Source organism: Paenarthrobacter sp. NPDC089988, assembly GCF_044748465.1.
Lineage (GTDB): Bacteria > Actinomycetota > Actinomycetes > Actinomycetales > Micrococcaceae > Arthrobacter.
The window spans coordinates 146,528-171,436 of the sequence record NZ_JBIVGD010000006.1; the positions used below are offsets into that span (position 1 = coordinate 146,528).

Here is a 24,909-nt window from a genome sequence, read left to right on the forward strand (position 1 = left end):
TTTTTTCTATCCAGGAGTTTGCTTTCATGAAGATCACCAGCATCGCTATCCACCAGGTCGACCTCCCGCTCAAGGAAGGTTCCTATAGCTGGTCCACGCAGAGCTTTGCGGCGTTCGACAGTACGGTGCTGATCATCGAGACCGACAGTGGCCTGACCGGCGTCGGCGAAATTTGTCCCTTGGGGCCGTCCTATCTTCCGGCCTACGCAGAAGGAGCAAGGACCGGCCTGGCGCAGCTGGCCCATGGGCTCATCGGCGAGGATCCCCTGCAGATCGGCTGGATCAATCAGCGCATGGACGACCTTCTCAAGGGGCATCCCTACGTCAAGTCCGCCATCGACATGGCCTGTTGGGATTTGCTGGGTAAAGCAACCGAACAGCCCGTTTACAACCTGCTGGGCGGCATGCTCCAGGAAAAGGTCACCCTGTTCAAAGTGATCAGCAGGCAGGATCCCGCTGCCATGGCGAACAAACTGGCCGACTACCAGGACCAGGGATTCCGCCAGTTCCAGATGAAGGTGGGCGCCGATGCCAGCGACGATATTGACCGTATCTTCGCAGTGTCAGAGAAGCTGGCTGCGGGCAATGTCCTCGCAGCTGACGCCAACACCGGCTGGAAGCAGCACGAAGCGATCCGGGTGGTCAAAGCCGTCCGCAACGTCGACATCTACATCGAGCAACCTTGCCTCACGTACGAAGAGTGCCTGGCAGTTCGCAGGCACAGCGACCACGCGTTCATCCTTGACGAATGCGTCGATGACCTGCGGGTACTGATCCGCGGTTACCAGGACAGTGCCATGGACGCCATCAACCTGAAGATCAGCCGGGTTGGCGGCATCACCAAGGCCCGCCAGTTCCGCGACCTCTGCGCCAGCCTCGGAATCACCATGACCATCGAAGACACATGGGGCGGCGAAATCGCCACCGCCGCGATCGCCCACCTGGCCCACTCCACGCCCCAGGGATTCCACTTCCAGTCATCCGCCTTCCACGAATACCACAGCCTGGCGATCGCCGAAGGCGGACCCGTCATCGAAGACGGCTACATGGTCGCCTCCTCCGCGCCAGGCTTGGGAGTCACACCGAATATGGACGTTCTGGGCAAACCCCTGGCCGTTATCCGCTGACCGCACCCGGAACTTCCAAGGCTTTCGCATCGCCAATCTGAAAACCAGTCTCCGGCATCACGACGGGGATCAATGTAAAGGAACAACCATGTCCCAAAAAACCCGCACCGTGGTGCGAGCACTCGCCGCCGGCACTGTCGGCGGCCTCCTCGCCCTCTCACTCAGCGCATGTGGTGGCAACGACGCCGCCAGCGGCTCAAGAGACTGCACCCCGGCGCACAAGGACCTCACAACGGTCACCAGCGGTGAACTCACAGTCGCCAGCTACGATTACGCACCTGCCACGATTCTCGACGGCGACAAGGTTACCGGCATGGAAGGCGATCTGATCAACGAAATCGCCGCCATGGAGTGCCTCAAGGTAACTGTCAGCACCTCGGGCGGAGCCGGCGCCGTCATTCCTTCTGTGCAGTCCAAGCGCGTTGACCTTGGTTCCGGCAACTGGCTCCGCACCAAAGTCCGCGAAAAGATCGTTTACATGAGCACGCCCCTTTGGCTGAACAACGAGGCGGTGATCTCCACGAAGGGCATCACGAGCGATCAACTCGAAGGCAAGAAGATCGGATCGGTTGCAGGCAACCTCTATAACGACAGCCTGCAGAAGTGGCTCGGCGACAACTTCAAGATCTACCAGGACGACGAATCCATCTACGGCGACCTCAAAGCAGGCCGCATCGACGCGCTCCTTGCATCCGAAACGTCCGCCAAGGGACGCTTCCAGAAGGCACCCATCGAGGGCGCCACGGTGATCCCGGTGAAGCCAAACGCCAACGTGCCGGAGTTCTCAGCGGTAGGCCAGGTCATGCTCCCGTCGAGCCTCGAGAACGAAGCCTTGGGCAAGGCGCTGGACGCGGATATCGAGAAGCTCCGCGAAAACGGCACCATCAAGAAGATCCTCGAAAAGTACGGAATCGACCCCTCCGTCGGAGAACCCGGCGCAGCCACAGAACTCTAATGCACATAATTTCAGCCGAACAGATTCAAGAAGTACTGGACTGGGAAGGGGTACTCGGGGCCCTGAACCAGGCCCACCTCGGCCCTCGACCGCTCGGGGGCAGCTATTTCCTCGGCGACGCCGATGACGGACTGTTCAGCCGCGGCGTGATCCTGCCCGGCACTGGCGCGGGATTCAAGCTGGTTTCCATCCATCCGGCAAATGCCAACGCCACACCGCCGCTGCCCAGCGAGCATGCAGCCTTCGTGGTGATCGACCCGACCACCAAGGCCATCGCCGCCGTGCTCGACGGCCCGCCCATCACGGCCTGCAAGACCGCCGCGGACTCGGCCCTGGCTGCACGACGACTCAGCCGCGAGGACAGCAGCGTGCTCCTGGTGCTCGGCGCGGGACCGGTAGCCAGGGCTTTAACGGATGTGTACTTGCACATCCGGCCGTCCATCCGTCAGGTTCTGCTGTGGAACCGCTCACCGCAGAAACTGGACGGGGCACAGGCAGACCTGCAGGGCAGGGGCGTTGATGTTTCCATCGTGGACGATCTGGATGAGGCCGTAAAACGCGCCGACATCATCAGTTCCGCTACCAGTTCGTCCGCGCCCCTCATCCACGGACGCCACGTCAGCCCCGGAACCCATGTGGACCTGGTGGGAGGCTTCCGCGCCGACATGCAGGAAGCCGACACCGAACTTCTGGGCAAAGCGCGGATCTTCGTTGACGACCACCAGTCGGCCTCGGCTGCTGGGGACATCCTCATTCCCTTGGAGGAAGGTGTGATCAATCCGGGTTCAATCGAGGGTGACCTCTTCGATCTGACCCAGTGGCCGGCCTTCGAACGAGGACGGGATGAGGTCACCGTGTACAAGAATGCCGGCGGCGCACACCTGGACCTGGTGGTCAGCCAGTATGTGTTGGGACGCCTGGCGCAGCCCTAGCGCCGGATCATCTCCAGCACGGAGTCACGCACACGCCCCATGGTCTGGGCGTCCTTGGCTTCGACGTTGAGCCGCAGCAGTTCTTCCGTGTTGGATGCGCGGACGTTGAACCACCAGTCTCCTGATTCCGCCGTCACGGTCAGGCCATCCAAATCATTGAGGTGGACGCCGTCCATGTCTGCATACGAACTGTGAATGTCCGCGATGGACCTGGCCGCGTCCGCCACAGCCGAGTTGATTTCGCCGCTTGAGGAATACAGTTCGTACTTTTGCGCCAAGCTGGAGAGTGGTCCGGGCTGCTCGCCGAGAGCGGCGAGGACGTGCATTGCGGCGAGCATGCCGGTATCCGCGTTGTAGAAGTCGCGGAAGTAGTAGTGGGCGGAATGTTCGCCACCGAACACAGCGTTCTCTTCGGCCATGCGGGCCTTGATGAACGAGTGGCCAACCCGTGTTCGGACGGAACGGCCACCGGCGGCCTGGATGAACTCCGGAACCGACTCGGACGTAATCAAGTTGTGGATCACGGCCGGCTCTGCCTCCCCGGCCGCCTGTGCCCTGGCGATCTCACGTACCGCGATCATGGAGGTGATGGCGGATGGCGTGACCGGTTGTCCCATCTCGTCGACGACGAAGCAGCGGTCCGCATCGCCGTCGAACGCCAACCCAAGGTCGGCGCCGTGCGCGACCACGGCAGCCTGCAGGTCGCGGAGGTTTTCCGGTTCCAAAGGGTTGGCGGGATGGTTCGGGAAGGTGCCGTCCAACTGGAAGTAAAGGGGAACAATCGTCAGCGGCTGGGCCTCCAGGTGCTGGCTGCCAAGCACCGCCGGAACGGTCATCCCGGCCATGCCGTTTCCGGCGTCGACCACTACCTTGAGTGGGCGGATGCCGGAAAGATCCACGAGGGACCTCAGCTTGCGCGCGTAGTCGCCAAGTACGTCCAGTGCAGCCACGGTCCCTCGTGAGCCGGCTGCAGGAATTCCTTCAGCGAGGTAGCGCTGGGCGAGGTCCCGGATGTTGAACAGCCCTGAATCGGAGGAAACGGGGACGGCTCCGGCCTTGGCCATTTTGATCCCGTTGTACTGTGCCGGGTTGTGGCTGGCCGTAAAGATGGCGCCGGCCGCGTTGAGGGATCCGCAGGCAAAGTAGAGCTCATCGGTCGAAATAGGGCCGAGGTCAAACACCTGCGCGCCCCGGGAAGCCGCGCCTTCCGAGAATGCCGAGACAAACTCCGGGGATGACGGACGCATGTCACCGCCGCAGAGCACGGTCTTCCCGGCAAGGCCCAGGACGTCGACGAAGGCGGCACCGATGGCTTCGGCAACCTGGCCGGTCAAGGAGACGCCGACGATGCCCCGGACGTCGTAGGCCTTGAATGACGAAGAAAGATCCATGATTCAGCGAGCGCCGAAGTCGGTATCCGTGTACGAGCCGGCGCGCCGCTCAGGGGCTCCGCTGCACCGGCAGTTGGTGTTGATCTCAAGTCGGACTCCGTTCGGGTCAACCGTGACGGACACGGGTTCCCCGTTGGAGGTGGAAACACGCAGCGTGCCTTCTTTGGGGGAGACGTCAAACATGGTGGTCCTTTTCTTAGTGAGTTATTGGTCTAACCGATGGCGTCCAGGACGCCCCGGACTATCGTTGCGGCCGCACCGAGGTAGGCCAGCACGATCAGCAGGATCTGCGCGGCGCGCGCCGATACCCGCTTGGAGGCGAGGTCGCCCAGGATGAGTCCCACCAAGCAGGCGACGGCGACTGCCACCCACATGGCTGCCGGCAGGACGGGAAACGAATCCGGTGCCGTGACCGCCTTGGAGATCAGCGACAAGGAGCCGATGGTGAAAAAGTAGGGCTGCATGGTGGCTGCGAACGATTTGTGCTGCCACCTGGTTGCGATGGAGTACATGCTGACGGCTGGTCCGCCCACCCCTGCCGCGGTATTCATGAAACCGCTGAGCCCTCCGGCGGTGAAGAGGTACCGGCGACGTTTGGGCAGCGTCGCGGATTTCATGAACAGCAGGACTGTCAGTCCGACGGCGAGGATGACGCCGATCGAGATCTCCAGGACCGGGGGCGGCATGAACCGGATGAGGATGGCCGCGGGGACAATCCCCAGGAGGGCTGATGCGGCCAGTGCCAGGTACCGTTTCCAGTCGATATCCCTGACTACCCGGAAGATGATGGCCCCGGCCGTCACGGCTCCGCACACGTTGACCAGCACTACGCCTTCCACTGGGCCCAGCAGCAGGACCAGGAAGGGAGCCGCCACGAGGGCGAATCCCATCCCGGTCACCCGCTGCATCCCGGCGCCCATCACGACGGCGCCCAGCACCAGCCCGGTGGTTAGCATCTAGGCTTTCCAGGCAACGTACTGGACCTCCTCGAATTCCTCGAGGCCCAGGCTGGATCCTTCCCGGCCCAGGCCGGACTGCTTTGCCCCGCCCATGGGTGCGAAGGCCACCGACGGAAGGGGATCGTTGACGCCGACGATGCCGGCTTCCAGCTGCTCGGGAATGTCCCAGCCGCGCTTGGGGCTGTTGGTCCAGACGTAGGCTGCGAGGCCCATTTCCGTGGCATTCGCCTTGCGGATCGCTTCCTCTTCCGAAGCGAAAGTTACGACGCCGGCTGCCGGGCCAAAGACTTCTTCGTTCACCAGAAGCGCGTCGTCCGGAACGTCCACGAGGAGCGTGGGTGCCATGAAGGATCCTTCGCGAGGAACCTCGGTGCGCTTGGTGATCCGTTGGGCGCCGCGGTTGAGGGCATCGTCCACCAGGGCCTGGACAGCTGCCACCCGTTCGGCGTCGATCACTGGACCAAGGTCCGGTACCGATGTGTCGCCGTCGGGAACGCCGTGCCCAATCGTCATCGCATCAAACCGCGCGGCCAGCTTCCGGGCGAATTCGTCCGCGATGCTGTCCTGGACCAGGAAGCGGTTCGCTGCAACACAGGACTGGCCGGTGTTGCGGAGCCTGCCAAGCACTGCGCCGTCGACGGCGGCATCGAGATCGGCGTCTTCGAAAACGATGAAGGGTGCATTGCCACCCAGTTCCAGCAGCGGCCGCACCACCCGTTCGGAGGCGGAGGCCATGATCTGCCGGCCGACACCGGTGGAACCTGTGAAGCTGACCGCCCGAACGGCGGGGTGCTTGAGCAGGGCCGCGGTTATCTCCCGGGATGGTCCATGGACCAGATTCACGACGCCGGCGGGGAACCCTGCGTCGTGCAGGATCTCGAACAGCCCGGTTGCGGCCAGGGGTGCCTTCTCGGACACGCGGCCCACCACGGTACAGCCCGCGGCGAGCATGGCGGCGAGTTTCCGGGCCTGGATGGACACCGGGAAGTTCCACGGTGTGAGGCTCAGGGCGACGCCGATCGGCTTGCGGGAGCTGAGGTGGTGGCGTCCCCGGAGCTCAGGTGGGCTGATTGTCCCAGTGGTTCGCCGGGCTTCCTCCGCGAACCACCGGAGGTATTCCACTGAGAAGTCCACTTCTCCCTGTGCTTCGGGAAGTCGTTTGCCGGCTTCCAGTGCCAGGGTTTGGGCCAGTTCGTCGCGGCGTTCGGCCAAGAGACCGGCAGCGTTGTGGAGCAGGTCGGCCCGGGTTCGGGCGGTGGTCCGGAACCAACTGCCGAACGCTTCGGCTGCGGCATCGGCGGCTTGGGTGGCGTGGTCCGCGCTGCCCCAGGCAACTTCGCCTACCGTGGAACCGTTTCCGGGATCCGTGACGTCTTTGGAGGTTCCGGCCGAATGCCAGGTTCCGTTGATCAGGTGTTGTGCAGATTTCAGGTTCATGCGTTGTGCCTTTCCGCTGGGTGGCGTGGTTATCCCTTGCTGGCGCCGGCAGTGATGCCTGCCACGAAGTAGCGCTGCAGGAAGATGTAGGCCACCACCACCGGCAGGGAAGCCAGGATGACTCCGGCGAACAGCAGCGGGTAGTTGGTCTGGAATTCGCCCTGGAAGCTCAGCAAGGCCAAGGGCAGCGTGCGGTTTCCGGGGGATTGGATGAACAAGAGGGGATACAGCAGTTCGTTCCAATGGATGACGAAAAGGAAGATTGCTGCGGCCGCGATTGATGGTGCGGACAGCGGCAGTGCGATCGAGGCGTAGGTCTTCCACGGCCCGGTTCCGTCGATGGAGGAGGCTTCGTAGAGTTCCTTGGGCAACGTCCGCATGAAGCCGCCAAGAATGAACACGGCGATGGGCAGTGTCGAGACCACGTTGGCCACGATCAGTCCCGCGAGGTTGTCCAGCAGTCCCAGACGTCCGAAAAGTACGTAGAGCGGGACCATGTTGGCTTGGGCGGGAATGGCCATGCCCAGCACCAGGAAGCCGAAGATGGCCCAGGACACGAAGCCCCTGAGCCGCGACACGGCGTAACCGGCCAGGCTGGCAATAAAGAGCGTGACTGGTACGGAGATGGCGGTGACGACGACGCTGTTCCAGAAGGAGGAACCCAGATCCTGGCCACCGATCACCTCGGCGTAGTTGGCGGGGGAGAGGGACTGCGGCAGGTTGAACGGACCCTCGAACAGTTCTTGCGTGGATTTGAAGCTTCCGAAACCAACAACGGTCAGCGGAATGATGATGATGATCGCGTAGATACCGAGGATGGCGCGGCGGCTGATTGAAGCGAGCATGCTGTTATTCCCCCTTCGGGGTCAGCCGGAGCAACCGGCGCTGCAGCCAGGTGACCAGGGCGATCATCGCCATGAAGATGATCGACTGTGCGGCGGCGTAGCCGAACTCCGAGTTGGCAAAAGTGCTGTAGATGCGGGTGGAGAGGATGTCCAAGGAACTCTTGGGTGGGTTGCCTGCGATACCAAGGATCAGGTCGAAAGCCTTGAACGACTGCACAGTGGTGTAGGCCACCACAATGGACGTTGCCGGGGCCACGAAAGGCCACGTGATGGACTTGAACTGCTGCCATTTGTTGGCACCGTCCATTTCCGCTGCTTCGTAGAGTTCGCGCGGTATGGACTGCAGCCCGGCGATGTACACCACCATCATTTGTCCGGCGTGGAACCAGACCTGGGTCACGGCCACCCAGTAGAGCGCCTGGTTGTTATCTCCGAGGTAGGACCCCTGGAGTCCTTCAAGTCCCACCGCACCCAGGGCCGAGTTGGCCAGGCCGAAGTTGGGATCGTAGATGAACTTCCAAATGAAGGCCACCGACACGGAGGACAGGATGGTGGGGAAGAAGAACAAGGCGCGGAGCAGGATGCTGCCGCGGGAGTTCTTGGTGAGGAGCAGTCCGAGCAGGAGCGAGAATGCGGTTTGGGCTATGACCACCAGCAACACGAACTTCAGGTTGTTGGTCAGCGCGTTGGTGAACAACGAGTCCTTGGTGAACGCCCGGATGAAGTTGTCCACGCCCACGTAGTTGAACGCTGCCGAGAAGCCGTTCCAGTCGGTGACGGCATACTGGAACGCCTGAAGGGTAGGCATCACCAGGAAGAAGGCGATGACCGCGACGGCGGGGAGCGGGAAAAGGTACAGCGCAGGATTTACGCGCGTAGGGGACCGGCGCTTCTTCGTGGCAGTTTCCGCGCTGCTGTCCGGTGCCTTTCGCTTCGCAGCCATTCCGGTGTGGGTGCTCATAACCGTTCGTCCACAATCTTCTGGGCAGCTTCGGCCGCCTGTTCAGGGCTGGTACCGGAGATGACCGCCGTCGCGCTTGCCTCCACGGCGTTGCGGATGTCCAGGTTCAGGAACTGGAAGCGGGCGGCCAGCGCCGTTTTCTTGTCCAGCCACGGGCTCAGCCGCTTGAGGTCCGCGTTGGTGTAGTCGACGTCCTTGACCGAGACGTGCTGGGCTGTCTGGTTGGCGTAGTACCCGGCGTTTTCCGGTTCGGACAGGAAATCGATCCAGGCTGCCGCTGCGGCCTGGTGCTTGCTGGCCGAGTTGACGCCGAGGATGAACGTGGCGTTGTAGACACCCTCATACTTGGCGTTGCCGTCGGTTGAAGTATTGGGGAAAACCAACTCGATCGGGAACTTCGCGCCCAGGTTCCGGACCGCCGCGAGGTGGTAGGAACCCGTGGCCAGCATGGCGGCCTTGCCTTGGGAGAACAGGTTCTGTGCCGGCTCCACCGCGGTGCCCGTGGCGTTGGACTGCAGGAACGGCGCCAGATCCTTGTACTGGTTCAACATCCTGATGAACCAGTCGTCAGTGCACTTGAGCTTGCCCTGCTCGATTTGTGCACACATGTCGTCCACTGGGGCGTTGTTGGCGATCATGCAGTTGAAGAGCTGGCCACCGTTTCCCACATCGCCGCCGGGCCACGAGATGGGCGTGACACCGGAAGACGCCAGCTTCTCGCACATGGCCAGGAAGGCGTCCCAGTCCTTCGGTGCCAGCTCGGCGCCGGCTTTGTCGAAGAGGTCGGTGTTGGCCATCGGCATAGGGAACACCACTTGGTAGGGCAGGCCAAGTTGACTGTCGCCGGACTGCCCGGCTGTGAGCAGGCCCTTCTGGTAGTTGCCAACGGCCTTGCTGTTCTTCAGCTCGGTGTAGATTCCGGCCTCACCGAAGTTCTTGAACTGTGCACCCCGGAAGGTCGCAAACGCGTCGCCGATGGCCGCGCCCCGGACCTTCTGCAAACCCTGGGCGTTGTAGTCGTTGGAGGTCGAGATGTCCTGGACAACCTCCGCGCCGCTGTTCTTTGCAACGAAGCGCTTGATGAGCTCGTCAAACACTGCCTTGTCTTCGCCACGCCAGTGGGCGAAGGACACCTTGCCAGTGATGTCACCGGTGGCCGGAGCAACCGGCCCGGTGGCGCCACCAGGGGCTGTGGAACCGCCGGGTCCTGCGCATGCCGCCGCAGTGGCACCGAGACCCAGGGCGCCGAGAACGGCCATGGCCTGCCTGCGTGAAATCTGACTCACAATATTCTCCTCATTGAGTGTTGCTGTGCCTGGTTGGAATGGGGCGTTGTTTGGAAAGGGGCGTTGTTTGGAATGGGGCGCCTTCACGGCCGCCGGGGCGGATCAGGCGGTGGTGCGTTGTGCCGCCACCACCTCGTCCACTACTGCGCAGAGCCGCTGCAGCCGACGGACAGCATCCGTGGACAGGGACTCTTCTACGTCGGTGGAGCCGATGCAGGACGCCCAAACGGCCCGTCCGGACAGGAAGCCGCTGGCCCCTTCCAGGCACGCCCACCGGACGGCGTCGGGAAAGACGTCCTCCGGGACTCCGGACGAAAGGACCACCCATGGGCCGTCGATGGCTTTGGTCAGTTCGGCGCACGCTGCCCGGACCTCTGCTTCAGGGGCCTGGCCCTTGAACGGGACCTCGGCCTTGTAAAGGTCGGCGCCCAGGCTGCCGAGTTCCTTGGCTGCGGCCAGGATGCCGGCATTCCAATCGAAGTCGCCGCCGGCCAGGGGCTTACGGGAGACGGGTTCGATGATGCTGATGAGCCCGGCGGACTTGCAGCTCTCTACGAACTCGCGGACCATTGCCACGCGGCCTTCGGCGGGTTCGTCCGGACGGTAGAGCACCAGGAGCTTGAGGGCCTTGGCTCCCAGCGCCGCGTACTTGGCGGGATCCACCAGCTTGTCGATGGTCACCTCGCCCACCAGCTCGCCGTGGGCAGACTCGAAGTGGTCTGCGGAGGCGATGAGCCCGCAGCCGGGCGCGACGACGTTCGCTTCAATGGCCTGGTCCAGTGCGAACTGGCGGTCAATGAGGACGCCGGATGCATACGGAGTGAGGATCCGGGCCGCCGCGAGCTTGAAGTCACGGAGGTCCTCGTCGGTGACGGGCTGGTCGGTGTGCTCGGCGAACATGCTCCGCATGGCTTCGCGCTGATCGACTGCGAGCATCGCGAACGCACCTGAAGGCCGCTGGAGGGGAGAAAGGTCGGTGGTGGTCATGGGCTGCTTCTTTCAGCTAGGCAGTGGGATTGATGGTCAAAACGGGGGTGATGGCCTGGCGGGGAATCATGGAGCGTCCGTCCAGACCCGCGCAGGACGCCGATGCCGTGCGGCTTGCGAAGGCGGCGGCGTCAGCCAGGGGGAGCCCGGCTGCTACGGCGGCGAGGATGGCGCCGTGGTAGACATCGCCGGCGCCGAGCGTCGAGACGATCTCGGCTGGTGTTGCGGGTACATGGAAGGGAACGCCGTTCCGTTCCACGCCCCAGGCACCCTCGGAACCTGCCGTCGCCACCACCGCGGACGCACCGCCGTCGAGCGCTTTTTGCACCAGGGCCTCCGGGGACAGGTGGTCGCCGAACTCTGCCCGCAGGCGCTCGATCGTGGGCACATACAGCGCCACGCCATCCGGGCTGAAGGAAGGGATGGGGTTCCCCGCGTCCACGCTGATCCGCAGGCCCTGCAGATCCGCGACGGCATTCCAGCCCAGGTGGTCCACATGGACCCAGGCGGCACTGCGCACCAGCTCATGGAAACGGCTGCCTGCGGGAAAGCGGACGGGAGGCACAGGCCGGGTGACGATCGCCCGGCTTTCGGTTGACCTGCTGACCACGATCACGCTGGCGCCCGTCTTCACCGCGGGGTTGCGGATGACGGCCGAGGTGTCGACGCCCTCAGCTTCGAGGCCGCTGATGATCCGGTCGCCTTCCTCGTCTTCACCTACGACGCCGGCAAAGGCCACCTTTGCGCCGGCACGGGCTGCCGCGACTGCCGCGGTGGCGGCCGGTCCGCCGCCCGCCGTCGCAAAATCTGTGGCCACAGTTCGGCTGTCGGCACCGGGGTATTCCTGCACCAGGGCGATGGAGTCCAAAGTGGCACACCCGACGAAGAGCAGGGTTCCGGATGACGGTTGGGGCACGATCCACCTCGTTGTAGTTGGGCTGGTTTGAAAAAATATACACACGCTATGTGTGAAAAACAACACATTCTGTATAGTGATGTTTGGGATGCAACGTCGATCCCCCATTCAACGCAGAGAAACGGAGCAGCTCATGGCATTGCCCTCTGAGGAAACAGCCCAGACCATTCGCTACGGACTCATCGGCGCCGGCCACATGGCCCGCGAACATGTGCGAAACCTTGCTTTGATCCCAGGAAGCCGCATCACAGCGGTCTCCGATCCCACGCCCTCCTCCCTCGAGGAGACCTCTCGCGAAATTGGCTATGAGGTGAAGACGTTCTCCTCGCACCAGGACCTGCTGGCATCCGGGCTGGTGGACGCCCTCGTGATCGCGAGCCCGAACGATACGCATTTGGGAATCCTGAAGGACATCTTCGCCAGCGGCACCAACCTGCCGGTCCTGGTGGAGAAGCCGGTGTGCACCAGTGCGGAGCAGGCCGACGAACTGGAAGCGCTGGCCGCTTCGTACCCCTCCCCAGTATGGGTTGCCATGGAGTACCGCTACATGCCGCCGGTGCAGGAAATCATCCAGGCCGCGCATGGTGGCAAGCTCGGCAACATCCACATGCTCTCGATCGTCGAACACCGCTTCCCGTTCCTGCACAAGGTGGACGCCTGGAACCGGTTCGCCGAGCGCACCGGCGGCACCCTGGTGGAAAAGTGCTGCCACTTCTTCGACCTGATGCGCCTGATCCTGCAGGACGAGCCCACCCGCGTCTACGCCAGTGGCGGGCACGACGTCAACCACCTGGACGAGTCCTACGACGGCCGCACACCGGACATGGTGGACAACGCCTACGTGATCGTCGATTTCAAGGGCGGCCGCCGGGCCATGCTCGAACTGTCCATGTTCGCCGAGGGGTCCAAGTTCCAGGAACGCATCTCGATCGTGGGGGACGCAGCCAAGATCGAGACCCTCATCCCGGTGGCAGCGAACCACTGGATCGAAGGCGACGAAACTGAAGCAACCGTCGAGTTCAGTCCGCGCTCGCCGCTGGGTCCGGAAAAGCATGACGTTCCAGTGGACGAGGCAGTCCTTGCCGCAGGGGCGCACCACGGCTCCACCTACTACGAGCACCTCGGTTACCGGAAGGCCATACTGGGTGAGGGACCTGTGGATGTGACAGTGGCGGATGGCCTTCAATCAGTCAGGATGGGCCTTGCAGCCGAGCAGTCCATTGTGGAAGGACGCGCCATTGAACTCCAGGCACCGATGGTTGGCGCCCGGAAGTAAGTAGGATTGTGTTGGAATTGCAACACAATGCGACACCTTAGGTGGTCCAAGGGCATGACAGGAAAGGGGAAGCCATGAGCATCGCACGGGAAGAGGCGCCGCTGACGCCGCGTCAGCGCACCATTCTGGACGAGCTCGGCCGGCGGGGATTCCTTTCCACGGCGGACCTGGCCGGGACTTTCGACGTCTCGGACATGACAGTCCGCCGCGACACCCGGGCGCTGTCCAAGCTGGGACTGGTCAAGGTGGTCCATGGTGGGGTAAGTGCGGTTGAAGGACATGGACAAAACGCTGACTTCGCGGCACGTGCCCGTGAGGATGCCGATGCGAAGCAACGTGTTGCCAAGGCCTGCGTGGACATGGTGGCCGAACGTGACGCCATCATCCTTGATGCAGGAACCACGACGTACCAGATCGCCCAGGAACTGCCGGCGTCCTTCATGGGCACGATCATCACCCATTCGGCGCCAGCCATTCAGCGGTGCCTGCAACTGACGTCCGCGCGGACCATTTGCCTGGGCGGCGAACTCTTGCTGGACAGCCAGGCGTTCAACGGTCCCATGACGGTCAGTGCCGCCCAGGGCCTGCGCGCCAAGACCGCCTTCATCGGAGTCAGCGGGATCCACGATGAAGCGTTCTACATTGAACGTGATGTTGAACGGGCCACGAAGCTTGCCCTCATGGCATCGGCCGAGCAGGTGGTAGTGGTCGCTACCCACCAGAAAATGCTGCGGTATGCGCTGGCCAAACTGGCGGTGTTTGATGCGGTCGATGTTCTGGTAACGGACGCGCCGCCGCCACGGGAGATTGAGGCCGCATTGAAGGCGGCCGACGTGAAACTCATCGTGGCGGCCTGACCGCATTACTGCGGTCCTGCCTGCCGGAGCGGCAGGCTCCTGACCAGCCTTGGCGATTGACCGGCGTCGGGCATCCTGGCGTCCGGATTGACGACGGCGGAACCCGCCGTTGCACGGCGCGTCGTCAACCTTGGCGCAGCCTTGAAATGTAAATGTCTGAATTCAAACTCTCTCTGGTGGAATTCCATCAGCAGGAGTTAAGATCACACCAGGCCCCTTTGGCGGCCCCACAATCATTGAGGAGAAGCACATGACGTGGCTGAACAGCGCCGCTCACGCACGTTGGCTCGAAGCAGAAACGGACCGGCTCATCAACTTCGCGGCCGGTTCAAAGGTCGCCACAGGATTCGGTTGGCTCGACAACTACGGCAAGGTAATGGCCGACAAACCAACCCATCTTTGGATTACTGCCCGCATGGTCCACAGTTTTTCCGTCGCCGCGTTGATGGGCCGCCCGGGTGCCGGGTCCCTTGTGGACCACGGCATAGCCGCGCTCAATGGCGTCTTCCGGGACAGCGAGTTTGGCGGCTGGTACGCGGAGGTGGATGAGAACGGACCCGTGAACGACGCCAAGTCCGGGTACCAGCACTCGTTCGTCCTCCTGGCTGCGGCCAGTGCCGTCGCGGCCGGACGGCCCGGTGCCCGGGAGTTGCTCGACGAAGCCCTCCATATAGCCGACTCCAAATTCTGGGACCACCAAGCCAACATGTGCTTCGACTCCTGGAACCGCGACTTCACGGAAACCGAGGCCTACCGTGGCGGAAACGCAAGCATGCACTCCGTGGAGGCCTACCTCATTGTTGCTGACGTGACGGGCGAGAACCGCTGGATCGAACGCGCCCTCCACATCGCCGAGGTGCTCATCCATCAGTTCGCCCGGAACAACAACTACCGGGTCTTCGAGCACTTCGACCCGGAATGGAACCCGATCCCCGAATACAACACGGACGACCGCGCAAGCCAATTCCGTGCTTACGGCGGAACGCCTGGTCACTGGGTGGAATGGGCGCGCTTGCTCCTGCACCTCCGTGCCGGCCTTGAGGCCCGGGGCCTGGAGGCGCCGCCCTGGCTGACGGAGGACGCCCGGGGCCTGTTCGCCGCCGCCATCCGCGATGCCTGGCAGCCGGATGGCCATCCCGGATTCGTGTACTCCGTGGACTGGGAGGGGAAGCCCGTTGTCACGTCCCGCATCCGTTGGGTGCCGGTGGAAGCGATCGGCGGTGCGGCCGCGCTGTACATGGCCACTGGAGACCAGAGCTACGCAGACTGGTACGAGCGGATCTGGGACCATGCACGCGACTGGTTCATCGACTACGAGCATGGCTCCTGGAAGCAGGAACTGGACGAGCAAGGCAACGTGGCTTCCACTGTGTGGTCGGGCAAGGCAGACATCTACCACTTGTGGCACTGCCTTGTTGTTCCCCGGCTCCCACTGGCGCCTGGCCTGGCTCCGGCCCTCGCGGCCGGGTTGCTGGACTCGCGCCTCCACTAAGCTGCTGCGTCAACCCCGGGCACTTGACATCATTACGGGGAAGGCGGACCGGGGGATCATTTTGACTTTCCCCTGCTATGGGACGACCTGCGCGGTAGGGCCGGGGTGCCAGGACTTGCCTGTCGCCCCGGCTGGGTCGGCCCCGGCTGTGTGGGCTCCCTATATTCTGTCCGTGGGCCCGTGACAGCAACCCTGGGCTCCACCGAACCGAAGGGAGCGCCCACGGTGTTGTTTGACGCATTGGAGCGGCAGATCGTGGCCGCCCTCCAGATCGACCCGCGCTGCCCGTGGCGCAAGATGGCCGCGGTGCTGGGGGAAGCCGAGCGCACGGTTGCACGCCGGGGCTCCCAGCTCCTGGAGTCGGGAGCGGTCGCGGTGGTGGGCGTCCGGCCCAAACCGGCGGCGGTGCTCTTCGAGATGCGGTGCATTCCCGGAACGGTGCGGACGGCCGCGAAAGCACTGGCCCAGCGAAAAGACATCACGTTCGTCTACACCACAACAGGCACCGGTGACTGCGTGGCAGAGATCATGACGGACCCCAAGCACATGGCTGACGTGCTCTCGGACGAACTCCCTTCCACCATCGGCCTGAGGGATTCAACGAGCTACCCGGTCCTGCGATACTTCCGGACCATCCGGGGGTGGCGGCCGGAAATCCTCAGTGCGGACCGGGCCGAGGCACTGCGGTCACACCTCACTGTGGACTCGGGCATCCTGGAGGCCCAGAAGGAACTGAGCCGCCAGGACAACGAGATTGTGGAAGCCTTGTGCGCCGATGGCCGGATGAGCTTTGAAGCGCTGGGCCGTCGGGTGGGCGTCTCGGAAGCGACCGCCCGCCGCCGCAGCGAATGGCTCCTGGCCAACAACCAGGTCCATTTGCGGGTGGTGATCGAACCGGCAGCTTTCGGCCTCGCCGTTGAAGCCTTGCTGTGGATCCGGGCGGCGCCACAGCACGTTGAACAACTGGGCAAGAGCCTCGCCGAACTCCCCATGGTCCGATACGCCGCAGCAATCGCCGGCGACTACCAAGTGATCGCCGACGTCACCGTGGGGGATATGTCGGCCCTTTACCGTTTCATCACAGCTTCGGAGTGGGCACAGTACGCATCCGGCGTGGACGTCTCCATCCTGCTCGACGCCCAGAAACGCGGTGGCCGCTTTATGCGGGCACCGTCGTAAGGGCCGGCAGCCCGGTTGCGATAACAGGCGCGACGGCGGCGTACCCCGTCTGCTGCTCGAAGGCATGCCCCCAGCGGAGCAACTGCATGTCCGTGTAATGGTTGCTGGCCAGTTGGAGGCCGATCGGCAACCCGCCCCGGCTGAATCCCGCGGGCACGCTGAGCACCGGAAGGCCCGTGGCAGAAAGCACGCAGGCCGAACGCATCCAGTCGAGGTACGTTTCGGAGGCAACGTCGGCAACCGAGGCCGGGTACCGCAGGGTCGCGTCGAACGGGAGCACCTGGGCGCAAGGACTCGCGAAGAGGTCGTAGCGGCCGAAGAATGACTGGACTCCGGCTTCAAGCCGGGTCCGGGCAGCAGCAGTTTCAATCAGGTCCCGGGCAGTCAGGGCGAGTCCCTTGTTCACGTTCCAGTGCACTTCGGGCTTGATGACATCGCCCGCACGTTCCACAAGGGGCCCCAGCCCTGCAGCGAAATCCATGGCCCTCGTGTTGCCGAACACCAGGTCCGCTTCGCTGAAGTCCGGGGTGGCTTCCTCCACAATGGCGCCAAGCTCCTCGAACACCGCAAGCTGCCGTTCCAGGTGTTCCACGATCTCGGGCTCAACGGGGATGCCGATCCCGAAATCCCGCGACCAGCCGATCCGCACGCCGCGCATGTCCGTCTCCAGCGACGCGCGGAACACTTCCGGTTTCAGCCCTGCAGGGTGGGGGACGCGCCGGTCGGGTCCGGCGGTGACGGACATGAACAGGGCGATGTCCTCCACGGTCCGTGCCATCGGCCCCGTCCGTCCCAGCCAGGCGTAAGCGTTGACGTCGGACGGCATGGGGATCACCGCCGTCGACGGCCTGAAACCCACCACGTTGCAAAAAGACGCCGGGATGCGGAGCGAACCGCCCATGTCACTGCCGTCTCCGATGCTTTGGACGCGGGCGGCGACGACGGCGGCAACCCCGCCGCTGCTTCCGCCGGCGCTCAACGTGGGCGCGTAGGGATTGGTGGTGGTTCCGAAGAGGTCGTTGAAGGTGTGTGATCCTGCGCCGAATTCCGGGACATTGGACTTGCCGGTGCTGACTACGCCGGCCGCCTTGAGCCGCGCAATGATGAGGTCGTCGGCGTCGGGCACAAAGTCGCGCAAGGCGAGGGAGCCCTGGGTGGTGCGCATCCCGGCGGTGTTGTTGGTGTCCTTGTGCGTCATGGGCAAGCCGTGCAGCGGCGGCAGCTCGGCTCCGGACGCGGTCAGTTGGTCGGCTTGATGCGCCAAAGCCTGCGCGCCTTCGGGGTCCAGCGTTACCACGGCGTTGATGGTCGGATTCACCTCTGCGATGCGCTGGAGGTGATTGTCCAGGGCCTCCCGGGCCGAGATTTCCTTCGTGCGGATCGCCGCGGTGAGTTCGACGGCGGACAGCTCGCCAATGGTGTCGGACATGGTGCTCCTTTGCTGGATGGTCGCTGCCTGAAAGTGTGCCGAGTCACACCGAGCCATTGGAAGTCCCGCATGATGCCAAGGCCTTGTTTGACCGTTTCGGCCAACTAGATGGCTGATTCCGTCAGCTATTGTTTGTGATCCGGCTCATAGCGGAAGGTGTTCCTAACCCGTTGGCCGATCTGGTCGACGGGCCTGGATTTGCCCCCTCAGCAGGAAACAGCCGCAACGATGTGGTTGGGATGTGGACTGCGCGGGGCCCGCAACCGGAGGTTTCCATGCACCAACCCCTGGCATTTCAACCGCTCGCATCCAACAGCCCCACCGACATCCTGGCCATCGCCAACAATCCCGTTCTCTGGATCTGCGTGGCCGGCGTTTTCGGTGTCATCATCATCCAATCCCTCATCTTCATGAAGGCAGCCCGCCGCGCGGCGCCCTCCGTCGAGATGAGCACGCAGGACATCAAGACCTCGTTCCGTTCCGGTGCCGTTTCCGCGATCGGACCTTCCTTGGCCGTCTCGCTTGTGGCCATCGCACTCCTTGGCCTCTTCGGGGCTCCCGCGGTGTTGTCCCGTATCGGCCTCATCGGTTCCGCTGCCTACGACGTCTCCGCTGCAGGCATCGCAGCAGGTTCCATGGGAGCCAAGCTTGGCGATGCCAGCTACACCCAAAGCGTCTTCGCCGTTGCCTTCTTCGCCATGAGCATCGGTGGTGCCATGTGGATGCTTGCAACCCTCATCCTCACCCCGGTGCTCCGCAAGGGCGACGCCAAGATCCGGGCCGTCAACCCTGCAGCAATGGCCATTGTTCCCGCCGCGGCCCTGATCGGCGCATTCTCCTGCCTGGGCCTGACGGAACTTCCCAAGTCCGGCATCCACGTCCTTTCCTTCATCGTTTCGGCCGCGGTCATGGGCATCTGCCTGCTGTTGGCCAAGAGGCTCGGCAAGAGCTGGCTCCGGGAATGGGGCCTCGGTTTCTCCATCGTCATCGGCCTGGGTGCGGCGTTCCTCGCCGCCGGCGCCTGAGCCCGCAAGCACTGAGCACCTTTGAGTGAAGGGAACACCCTCATGACTTCCACAACTTCTGCCGCCATCACCCCCACCACCGGCACGGCCATGGCCGAGTTCAACCGGACAACCTCCCGCTGGGGCCAAATCACCATGATCGCGGGTTTGCTGATCTCCGTGGCCGGACCGCTGTACCTCGTGTTCGCGAGTGGACTGGACATTGGACCCGCGCAACTCTGGATCGCCTTCGCCGCCGTTGCCGCGACGTTCGGCATCATCTGGATCGTCGAACCCTTGACGTACTACCCGATCCTCGGCCCTGCCGCCATGTACCAAGCCTTCATGATCGGCAACATCTCCAACAAGCTCCTCCCAGCCGCCCTCATCGCCCAAACCAACATCGGCGCCAAGCCGGGCAGCAAGCGCGCCGAACTTGCCGCCGTCGTGGCCATCTGCGGAGCCGCCGTGGTGCACCTGGTCTCCCTCGCGATCTTCGTGGGATTGCTGGGCAGCTGGCTGATCAGCGTTATTCCGCCATCGGTACTGACCGTTACGCGCTTGTATGTCCTGCCCACCGTTCTCGGCGCAGTGCTGGTTCAGGCAATCGTCTCCATGAAGCAGCCCCGGACCACGGTCTTCGCGCTCTTGGTCTCCGCCGTCGTCGTGTTCGTGGTCCTGCCGCTGCTGCCGTCCCTCGCGATGGTGTCCACCGCCATTGCCGTGCTCGGCACCATCCTGCTGGCCTGGTTCTTCCGCGGAAAGCAGGTGGCGGCCGCGAAGCCCATCCACATCGAGTAACCCCAGTTGCACGGCAAGCCCACAGAACGCACCAGTAGGAAGATCACCATGACGCAAACCGCCACCGCCTTGGAACTCGACAGCGAACAGACCACCAAGCTCCACGCCCTGTACCGGCGCCTGCACGCCCACCCCGAACTGTCCATGCAGGAGCATGCCACGGCAGCCCTCATCGAGGAGCAATTGAATGGCTTAGGCATTGAGCATTTCCGTTGCGGCGGCACGGGAGTGGTGGGCATCCTTCGGAACGGCGAAGGGCCGGTGGTTGCCTTCCGGGCTGACACTGACGGCTTGCCCATCGAGGAAGCCACCGGCCTGGAGTATGCCAGCACGGACAAGGGCACGCTGGACGGAACGGAGGTTCCCGTGATGCACGGTTGCGGCCATGACACCCACGTGGCGAGCCTGCTGGGAGCCGCCGAAATCCTCGCCGGAAACCGGGACGCGTGGGCCGGGACCTTGGTGCTGATCTTCCAACCCGGTGAAGAGACTGCGGCAGGTGCGCTGGCCATGCTCGACGACGGGCTGTGGGACAAGGCTCCACGGCCGGAGGTGGTGTTCGGGCAGCACGTCATGCCCCGCCTGGTGGGTACCGTGTCCATCTCCAGCGGACCGGTGGCAGCCATGGCGGATTCGCTCAGGGTTACTGTCCACGGCCAGCAATCCCACGGTTCGCAGCCGCAGGACTCCATCGATCCCATCGTCATGGCCGCGCACATGGTCACGCGGCTGCAGACCATCGTGTCCCGTGAGCTGGACCCGCGGAAGTCCGCCGTCGTGACCGTTGGGACTTTCCACGCCGGACTCAAGGAGAACATCATCCCGGCCTCGGCCGAGTTCACGCTCAACATCCGTACCTTCGACGAGGACGTTCGTGGCCAGGTCCTCGGCGCCGTCCGCCGCATCATCGAGGCCGAAGCCGCCGCGTCCGGGGCTCCAACCCCGGAGATCGAGGAGCTGTACCGCTTTCCGCAGTGCTACAACCACCCCGACGCCGTTCCTTCCGTTCTTGAGGCACTGCGCGGTGCACTCGGGGCTGAGTCCGTGGAGGTCACCCCGCCGATGATGGGGAGCGAGGACTTCGGGCACCTGGGTACGGCCATCGGCGTGCCGTCCGTGTTCTGGATGTTCGGTGGCACGCCGGCGTCCGCCTTTGAAGGCCCCGGAGCGGTACCCGTGAACCATTCGCCCTTCTTCGCCCCCGAGCTGGAAGGTTCGCTCGCCGGCGGAGTATCGGCCGCCGTCGCCGTCCTCCTGTCCCGCCTGGGCAACTGAGCTTGCTTCGGCAACTGACCTTCGAGGAATGTCCATGACTTCAGTACTCACCGAAACAAAATCTGTCCTTCGGGATACCGGCGGTCCGCTCTCCGGCCGCCTCGTGGTGGACCTGAGCCGAGCGCTCGCCGGCCCCCACGCCGCCATGATGATGGGCGACCTCGGTGCCAGGGTCATCAAGATCGAGAACCCGGGCACCGGGGACGACACCCGGGGTTGGGGTCCGCCCTTTGTTGGTCCCGAGGATGATCCGCAGGCCACCTATTTCCTGTCCTGCAACCGCAACAAGGAATCCCTGGCCTTGGACCTCAAGAGCGACGACGGCCGGACCGTCCTGCGGCAGTTGCTGGAACGTGCCGACGTGGTGGTGGAAAACTTCCGTCCCGGCGTCCTGGAACGGCTCGGCTTCAGTACCGACGCCATGCACGCCATCAACCCCCGCTTGGTGATCCTCTCCATCACAGGTTTCGGCCACGATGGCCCGGAGTCCCACCGCAGCGGCTACGACCAGATCCTGCAGGGCGAAGCCGGGCTCATGTCGCTTACGGGTTCCGGCCCCGATGACCCACAGCGCGTCGGAGTTCCCATCGCCGATCTCCTGTCCGGAATGTACGGCGCCTACGGAGTGGTCGCGGCCCTGCTTGAACGCGAAAGGACCGGCCAGGGGCAAGTGGTGCGGACGTCCTTGCTGGCGTCCCTCGTCGGGGTGCACGCGTTCCAGGGGACCAAGGTCACCGTTGCGGGGGAGTCGCCCGAAGCGCAGGGCAACCACCATCCCTCGATCGCGCCGTACGGGCTCTTCCGTTGCCGGAACGGGAGCGTCCAAATCAGTGTGGGGAGCGAAAAGCTGTGGGCTGCCTTCACACACGCCTTTGGCCTTGATCCTGCCGCGGACGGCTTGGCCAGCAACGCGGACAGGGTTCGGAACCGAGCCCGCGTCATTGATGTGGTGGAAGCAGCGTTCGCTGGGTACGACGCTGAGCCGCTCCTCGCGAAGCTCGCCGACGCCGGCATTCCCGCCGGCAAAGTCCGTTCCCTGAAGGAAGTGTACGAGTGGCCGCAGCTCGTTTCGCAGGGGTTGTTGGTAGACGTGGAACACCCGCTCCTGGGCTCCGTCACCTTGCCCGGGCCGCCGCTGCGCTTCTTCGACAACGCCTCCGGTGCCGAGTCCACCCGCCGGTCCCACACGGCACCCCCGCTGCTCAACGAGCACAGCGACGGCATCCGTGAGTGGCTGTCCACAGGGGAGGAGAACTGAATGACCGCCATGGCCACCCGCCGCCGCCTCGGCGCCCGGGAACTGCTTGAGGAAACGCTCGACGCCGGTACTTTCGTTTCGTGGGATGCCCCGGTTCGTGGGGTGGTTGGCTCTGACTCCGCTGGCGCCGCCTACGCCGCAGACCTGTTTGCCGCGCAGGAAAAGTCCGGCAGCGACGAGTCGGTGCTCACCGGCGAGGGCCGGCTACGGAACCACCGCGTCGCCGTCGTCGTCTCCGATTTCGCTTTCCTGGCCGGCTCCATTGGCCGGGATGCGGCACAGAGGCTGGTCGCCGCCGTCGAACGTGCAACCCAACTGGGCCTGCCGCTCGTGGCCATGCCCGCGTCCGGTGGAACCCGCATGCAGGAAGGGACCGCAGCATTCCTGGCCATGGTGGAAATCGTGGCAGCGGTCCAAGCACATCGTGCTGCCGGGTTGCCCTATCTGGTGTACCTGCGGCACCCAACCACCGGCGGTGTCATGGCATCGTGGGGTTCCTTGGGGCACGTTACCGCTGCCGAACCGGGTGCCCTGCTGGGGTTCCTTGGCCCAAGGGTCTATTCAGCCCTCCACGGAGCGGAGTTCCCGGGCGGCGTGCAGACGGCCGAGAACCTCTTCGATCACGGACTGGTGGATGCAGTGATACCTCCCGAAGGGCTGGGCGCGTACTTCGGCCGGGTGCTGGACCTGCTGGTGGCCCCCGGCGTGGCTGAGGTTGCTGGGACGTCCGCTGCCGGCGTTGGTGCGGCCGCCGCGCGCCATCCCGCCGCGCAGGACCCCGCCGGGCCACTTCACCCCGCAGCGCAGCCTGCAGCGTGGGACTCCGTGCAACAGTCGCGAAACCCTCAGCGGCCTTCCACCGAGGCCCTCCTTCGAGAGGCAGGAAGCGTGGTGCTCCTGCGCGGCGCCGGCGACGGTGCCAAGGAGAACGGGATGCTCGTTGCCTTGGCCCGCTTCAGGGATAAACCATGCGTCGTGGTGGGGCATGCTTCCGGGAAAGCCCTGGGCCCCGCATCACTGCGGGACGCCCGCCGGGGGATGCGGCTGGCGTCCGAGCTCGGGCTTCCCCTGGTGACCATCATCGACACCCCGGGCGCCGCACTGTCCAAGGAAGCCGAAGAAGGTGGGCTTGCCGCCGAGATCGCACGCTCCCTGTACGACCTTCTCGGCCTGTCCACACCCACACTGTCCGTGCTCCTGGGGCAAGGGACGGGCGGGGGAGCGTTGGCGCTCCTGCCCGCAGACCGGACTATCGCCGCGCAACACGCGTGGCTGGCCCCCTTGCCGCCCGAGGGTGCATCGGCCATCGTCCACCGGACTACGTCCCACGCACCCGCGCTCGCAGAAAGCCAAGGCATCACGGCCGCGGCGCTCGCGGGAAGGGGAGTGGTGGACGTTGTGGTGGCGGAACAGCCTGATGCCGCTGCCGAGCCCGTGGAGTTCTGCCGGCGCCTCGGTGACGTGATCGCCGTCGAACTCCACGCGCTGGCCGCTTCGGGAGCGCTGGGCGGTCTGGGAGTCCCGGCCGCTTCGGGGTCCGCACGGCTGCAGGCCCGCCGTGCAAGGTATCGCGCCCTGGTGTCCTAGAGCCGCGGGTGGCTAGTGGCTGCCCGGGGTTTCGCCGTCTTCGAAGATCCTCGAGGCAGGGCCCACGATCAGGGCGTCGGGTGTGCCCACCAGTTCGATGTCCTTGCCGGTGTAATCGAAGCGGTTGAGGACGTGACGCATCGCTTCGAGGCGTGCACGCTTCTTGTCGTTGCTCTTCACCACTGTCCACGGCGCCCAGTCCGTGTCCGTTTCCAGGAACATGGCTTCCTTCGCGGCGGTGTACGAACCCCACTTGTCCAGCGACGCCAGGTCCATGGGGGAAAGCTTCCACTGCCGGACAGGGTCCACTTGCCGGATGGTGAACCGCGTCAGCTGCTCGGTGCGGGACACCGAGAACCAGAACTTGATCACGTCAATGCCATCGTCGACCAGGAGCTTCTCGAAAATGGGCGCTTGGTGGAGGAAGTTCTCGTATTGCTCCTCGGTGCAGAAGGACATCACGCGCTCCACGCCGGCCCGGTTGTACCAGGACCGGTCGAACATCACCATCTCGCCGGCAGCGGGCAGGTGCGAGACATAACGCTGGAAGTACCACTGGCTCTGTTCGCGTTCGCTGGGCTTTTCCAGCGCAACTACGCGGGCTCCGCGTGGATTGAGGTGCTCGGTGAAACGCTTGATGGTTCCGCCCTTGCCTGCGGCGTCGCGGCCCTCGAAAACCATCACAACCCTGCGGCCTGTGGACTTGACCCACTTCTGCAGCTTCAGGAGTTCGATCTGGAGCAGCCGCTTTTCCGACTCGTACGTTTCCCGGTCCATGCGGGCCGCGTAGGGGTAGCCCTCACGCCAGGTATCCACCAGCTCGCCGTCAGGGCCGAGCAGTACTGGATCGTCGTCGTCATCGTCCAGGACCGAGAAGCCGTGGAGGTCGGAGCCAAGAGCAGTCATGGCCAGAACGTAGCGCCGGGAAGTTAACGGATCGTGAATGCAGGGAATA

23 protein-coding genes are annotated in these 24,909 nt (G+C 64.1%); 12 read left to right on the top strand and 11 right to left on the bottom strand.

Annotation, left to right across the window (positions count from 1 at the left end):
- Positions 1 to 26: 26 nt before the first annotated feature.
- From ACIPV6_RS09845 to ACIPV6_RS09855, 3 genes are all read left to right on the top strand, one after another.
- Entirely contained in the window at positions 27 to 1,127 is a 1,101-nt protein-coding gene (locus ACIPV6_RS09845) for a cis-3-hydroxy-L-proline dehydratase (protein WP_400270691.1), read from the top strand.
- 88 nt (positions 1,128 to 1,215) lie between these two features.
- Positions 1,216 to 2,082 carry a substrate-binding periplasmic protein gene (locus tag ACIPV6_RS09850; RefSeq protein WP_400270692.1) on the top strand — a complete coding sequence of 289 codons (867 nt, stop codon included), beginning with the start codon at positions 1,216 to 1,218 and terminating at the stop codon, positions 2,080 to 2,082.
- Complete coding sequence (locus tag ACIPV6_RS09855) at positions 2,082 to 3,014, top strand: ornithine cyclodeaminase family protein (protein WP_400270693.1); 933 nt, start codon at positions 2,082 to 2,084, stop codon at positions 3,012 to 3,014. Before ACIPV6_RS09850 ends, ACIPV6_RS09855 begins: the two co-directional genes overlap by 1 nt.
- Here the strand turns inward: ACIPV6_RS09855 and ACIPV6_RS09860 are convergent.
- From ACIPV6_RS09860 to ACIPV6_RS09900, 9 genes are all read right to left on the bottom strand, one after another.
- Entirely contained in the window at positions 3,011 to 4,405 is a 1,395-nt protein-coding gene (locus ACIPV6_RS09860) for a phosphomannomutase/phosphoglucomutase (RefSeq protein WP_400270694.1), read from the bottom strand. The two genes, ACIPV6_RS09855 and ACIPV6_RS09860, sit on opposite strands and share 4 nt — an antisense overlap.
- A 3-nt stretch (positions 4,406 to 4,408) precedes the next feature.
- Positions 4,409 to 4,588 (bottom strand): hypothetical protein, encoded by a 180-nt coding sequence (locus ACIPV6_RS09865; RefSeq protein WP_400270695.1) that lies wholly within the window; start codon positions 4,586 to 4,588, stop codon positions 4,409 to 4,411.
- Positions 4,589 to 4,617: 29 nt separating this feature from the next.
- Entirely contained in the window at positions 4,618 to 5,361 is a 744-nt protein-coding gene (locus ACIPV6_RS09870) for a sulfite exporter TauE/SafE family protein (RefSeq protein ID WP_400270696.1), read from the bottom strand.
- Positions 5,362 to 6,801 carry an NAD-dependent succinate-semialdehyde dehydrogenase gene (locus ACIPV6_RS09875; protein WP_400270697.1) on the bottom strand — a complete coding sequence of 480 codons (1,440 nt, stop codon included), beginning with the start codon at positions 6,799 to 6,801 and terminating at the stop codon, positions 5,362 to 5,364.
- Positions 6,802 to 6,830: 29 nt separating this feature from the next.
- A complete protein-coding gene (locus tag ACIPV6_RS09880; protein WP_400270698.1) occupies positions 6,831 to 7,646 on the bottom strand; it encodes a carbohydrate ABC transporter permease in 816 nt (271 codons plus the stop codon).
- Between the two features lie 4 nt (positions 7,647 to 7,650).
- Complete coding sequence (locus tag ACIPV6_RS09885; RefSeq protein WP_400270699.1) at positions 7,651 to 8,607, bottom strand: carbohydrate ABC transporter permease; 957 nt, start codon at positions 8,605 to 8,607, stop codon at positions 7,651 to 7,653.
- Positions 8,604 to 9,893 carry an ABC transporter substrate-binding protein gene (locus ACIPV6_RS09890; RefSeq protein ID WP_400270700.1) on the bottom strand — a complete coding sequence of 430 codons (1,290 nt, stop codon included), beginning with the start codon at positions 9,891 to 9,893 and terminating at the stop codon, positions 8,604 to 8,606. The genes ACIPV6_RS09885 and ACIPV6_RS09890 overlap by 4 nt, the downstream gene beginning before the upstream one ends.
- 102 nt (positions 9,894 to 9,995) lie before the next feature.
- Entirely contained in the window at positions 9,996 to 10,880 is an 885-nt protein-coding gene (locus tag ACIPV6_RS09895) for an aldolase (protein WP_400270701.1), read from the bottom strand.
- A gap of 16 nt (positions 10,881 to 10,896) precedes the next feature.
- Positions 10,897 to 11,796: a PfkB family carbohydrate kinase gene (locus ACIPV6_RS09900; protein ID WP_400270702.1), complete on the bottom strand. Its 900-nt coding sequence runs from the start codon at positions 11,794 to 11,796 to the stop codon at positions 10,897 to 10,899.
- Positions 11,797 to 11,929: 133 nt separating this feature from the next.
- On the opposite strand from ACIPV6_RS09900, the gene ACIPV6_RS09905 reads away from it, so the two are divergent.
- The 4 genes from ACIPV6_RS09905 (at position 11,930) to ACIPV6_RS09920 (ending at position 16,600) form a co-directional block, all read left to right on the top strand.
- Positions 11,930 to 13,072, top strand: coding sequence for a Gfo/Idh/MocA family protein (locus tag ACIPV6_RS09905; protein WP_400270703.1), 1,143 nt, complete (start codon positions 11,930 to 11,932; stop codon positions 13,070 to 13,072).
- A 74-nt stretch (positions 13,073 to 13,146) separates the two neighbouring features.
- Positions 13,147 to 13,929, top strand: a complete 783-nt coding sequence (locus ACIPV6_RS09910) for a DeoR/GlpR family DNA-binding transcription regulator (RefSeq protein WP_262277358.1) — start codon at positions 13,147 to 13,149, stop codon at positions 13,927 to 13,929.
- A gap of 250 nt (positions 13,930 to 14,179) precedes the next feature.
- Complete coding sequence (locus ACIPV6_RS09915) at positions 14,180 to 15,421, top strand: AGE family epimerase/isomerase (RefSeq protein ID WP_400270704.1); 1,242 nt, start codon at positions 14,180 to 14,182, stop codon at positions 15,419 to 15,421.
- 180 nt (positions 15,422 to 15,601) lie between these two features.
- A complete protein-coding gene (locus ACIPV6_RS09920) occupies positions 15,602 to 16,600 on the top strand; it encodes an Lrp/AsnC family transcriptional regulator (protein WP_400270705.1) in 999 nt (332 codons plus the stop codon).
- Here ACIPV6_RS09920 and ACIPV6_RS09925 read toward each other — a convergent pair.
- Complete coding sequence (locus ACIPV6_RS09925; RefSeq protein ID WP_400270706.1) at positions 16,581 to 18,029, bottom strand: amidase family protein; 1,449 nt, start codon at positions 18,027 to 18,029, stop codon at positions 16,581 to 16,583. The genes ACIPV6_RS09920 and ACIPV6_RS09925 overlap by 20 nt on opposite strands.
- Positions 18,030 to 18,304: 275 nt before the next feature.
- Here ACIPV6_RS09925 and ACIPV6_RS09930 point away from each other — a divergent pair, with 275 nt between their 5' ends.
- The 5 genes from ACIPV6_RS09930 to ACIPV6_RS09950 are packed head-to-tail and all read left to right on the top strand — an operon-like array spanning position 18,305 to position 23,954.
- Positions 18,305 to 19,054, top strand: a complete 750-nt coding sequence (locus ACIPV6_RS09930; RefSeq protein WP_400270707.1) for a DUF5058 family protein — start codon at positions 18,305 to 18,307, stop codon at positions 19,052 to 19,054.
- Positions 19,055 to 19,096: 42 nt separating this feature from the next.
- Positions 19,097 to 19,834 (top strand): hypothetical protein, encoded by a 738-nt coding sequence (locus tag ACIPV6_RS09935; protein WP_400270708.1) that lies wholly within the window; start codon positions 19,097 to 19,099, stop codon positions 19,832 to 19,834.
- Between the two features lie 48 nt (positions 19,835 to 19,882).
- Positions 19,883 to 21,109, top strand: a complete 1,227-nt coding sequence (locus ACIPV6_RS09940; protein WP_400270709.1) for an amidohydrolase — start codon at positions 19,883 to 19,885, stop codon at positions 21,107 to 21,109.
- A 34-nt stretch (positions 21,110 to 21,143) separates the two neighbouring features.
- Positions 21,144 to 22,367: a CaiB/BaiF CoA transferase family protein gene (locus tag ACIPV6_RS09945; RefSeq protein ID WP_400270710.1), complete on the top strand. Its 1,224-nt coding sequence runs from the start codon at positions 21,144 to 21,146 to the stop codon at positions 22,365 to 22,367.
- Positions 22,368 to 23,954, top strand: coding sequence for a carboxyl transferase domain-containing protein (locus tag ACIPV6_RS09950; RefSeq protein ID WP_400270711.1), 1,587 nt, complete (start codon positions 22,368 to 22,370; stop codon positions 23,952 to 23,954).
- 12 nt (positions 23,955 to 23,966) lie between these two features.
- Here ACIPV6_RS09950 and ppk2 read toward each other — a convergent pair whose 3' ends face one another.
- Positions 23,967 to 24,860 (bottom strand): polyphosphate kinase 2, encoded by an 894-nt coding sequence (ppk2, locus tag ACIPV6_RS09955; protein ID WP_400270712.1) that lies wholly within the window; start codon positions 24,858 to 24,860, stop codon positions 23,967 to 23,969.
- Positions 24,861 to 24,909: the final 49 nt, after the last annotated feature.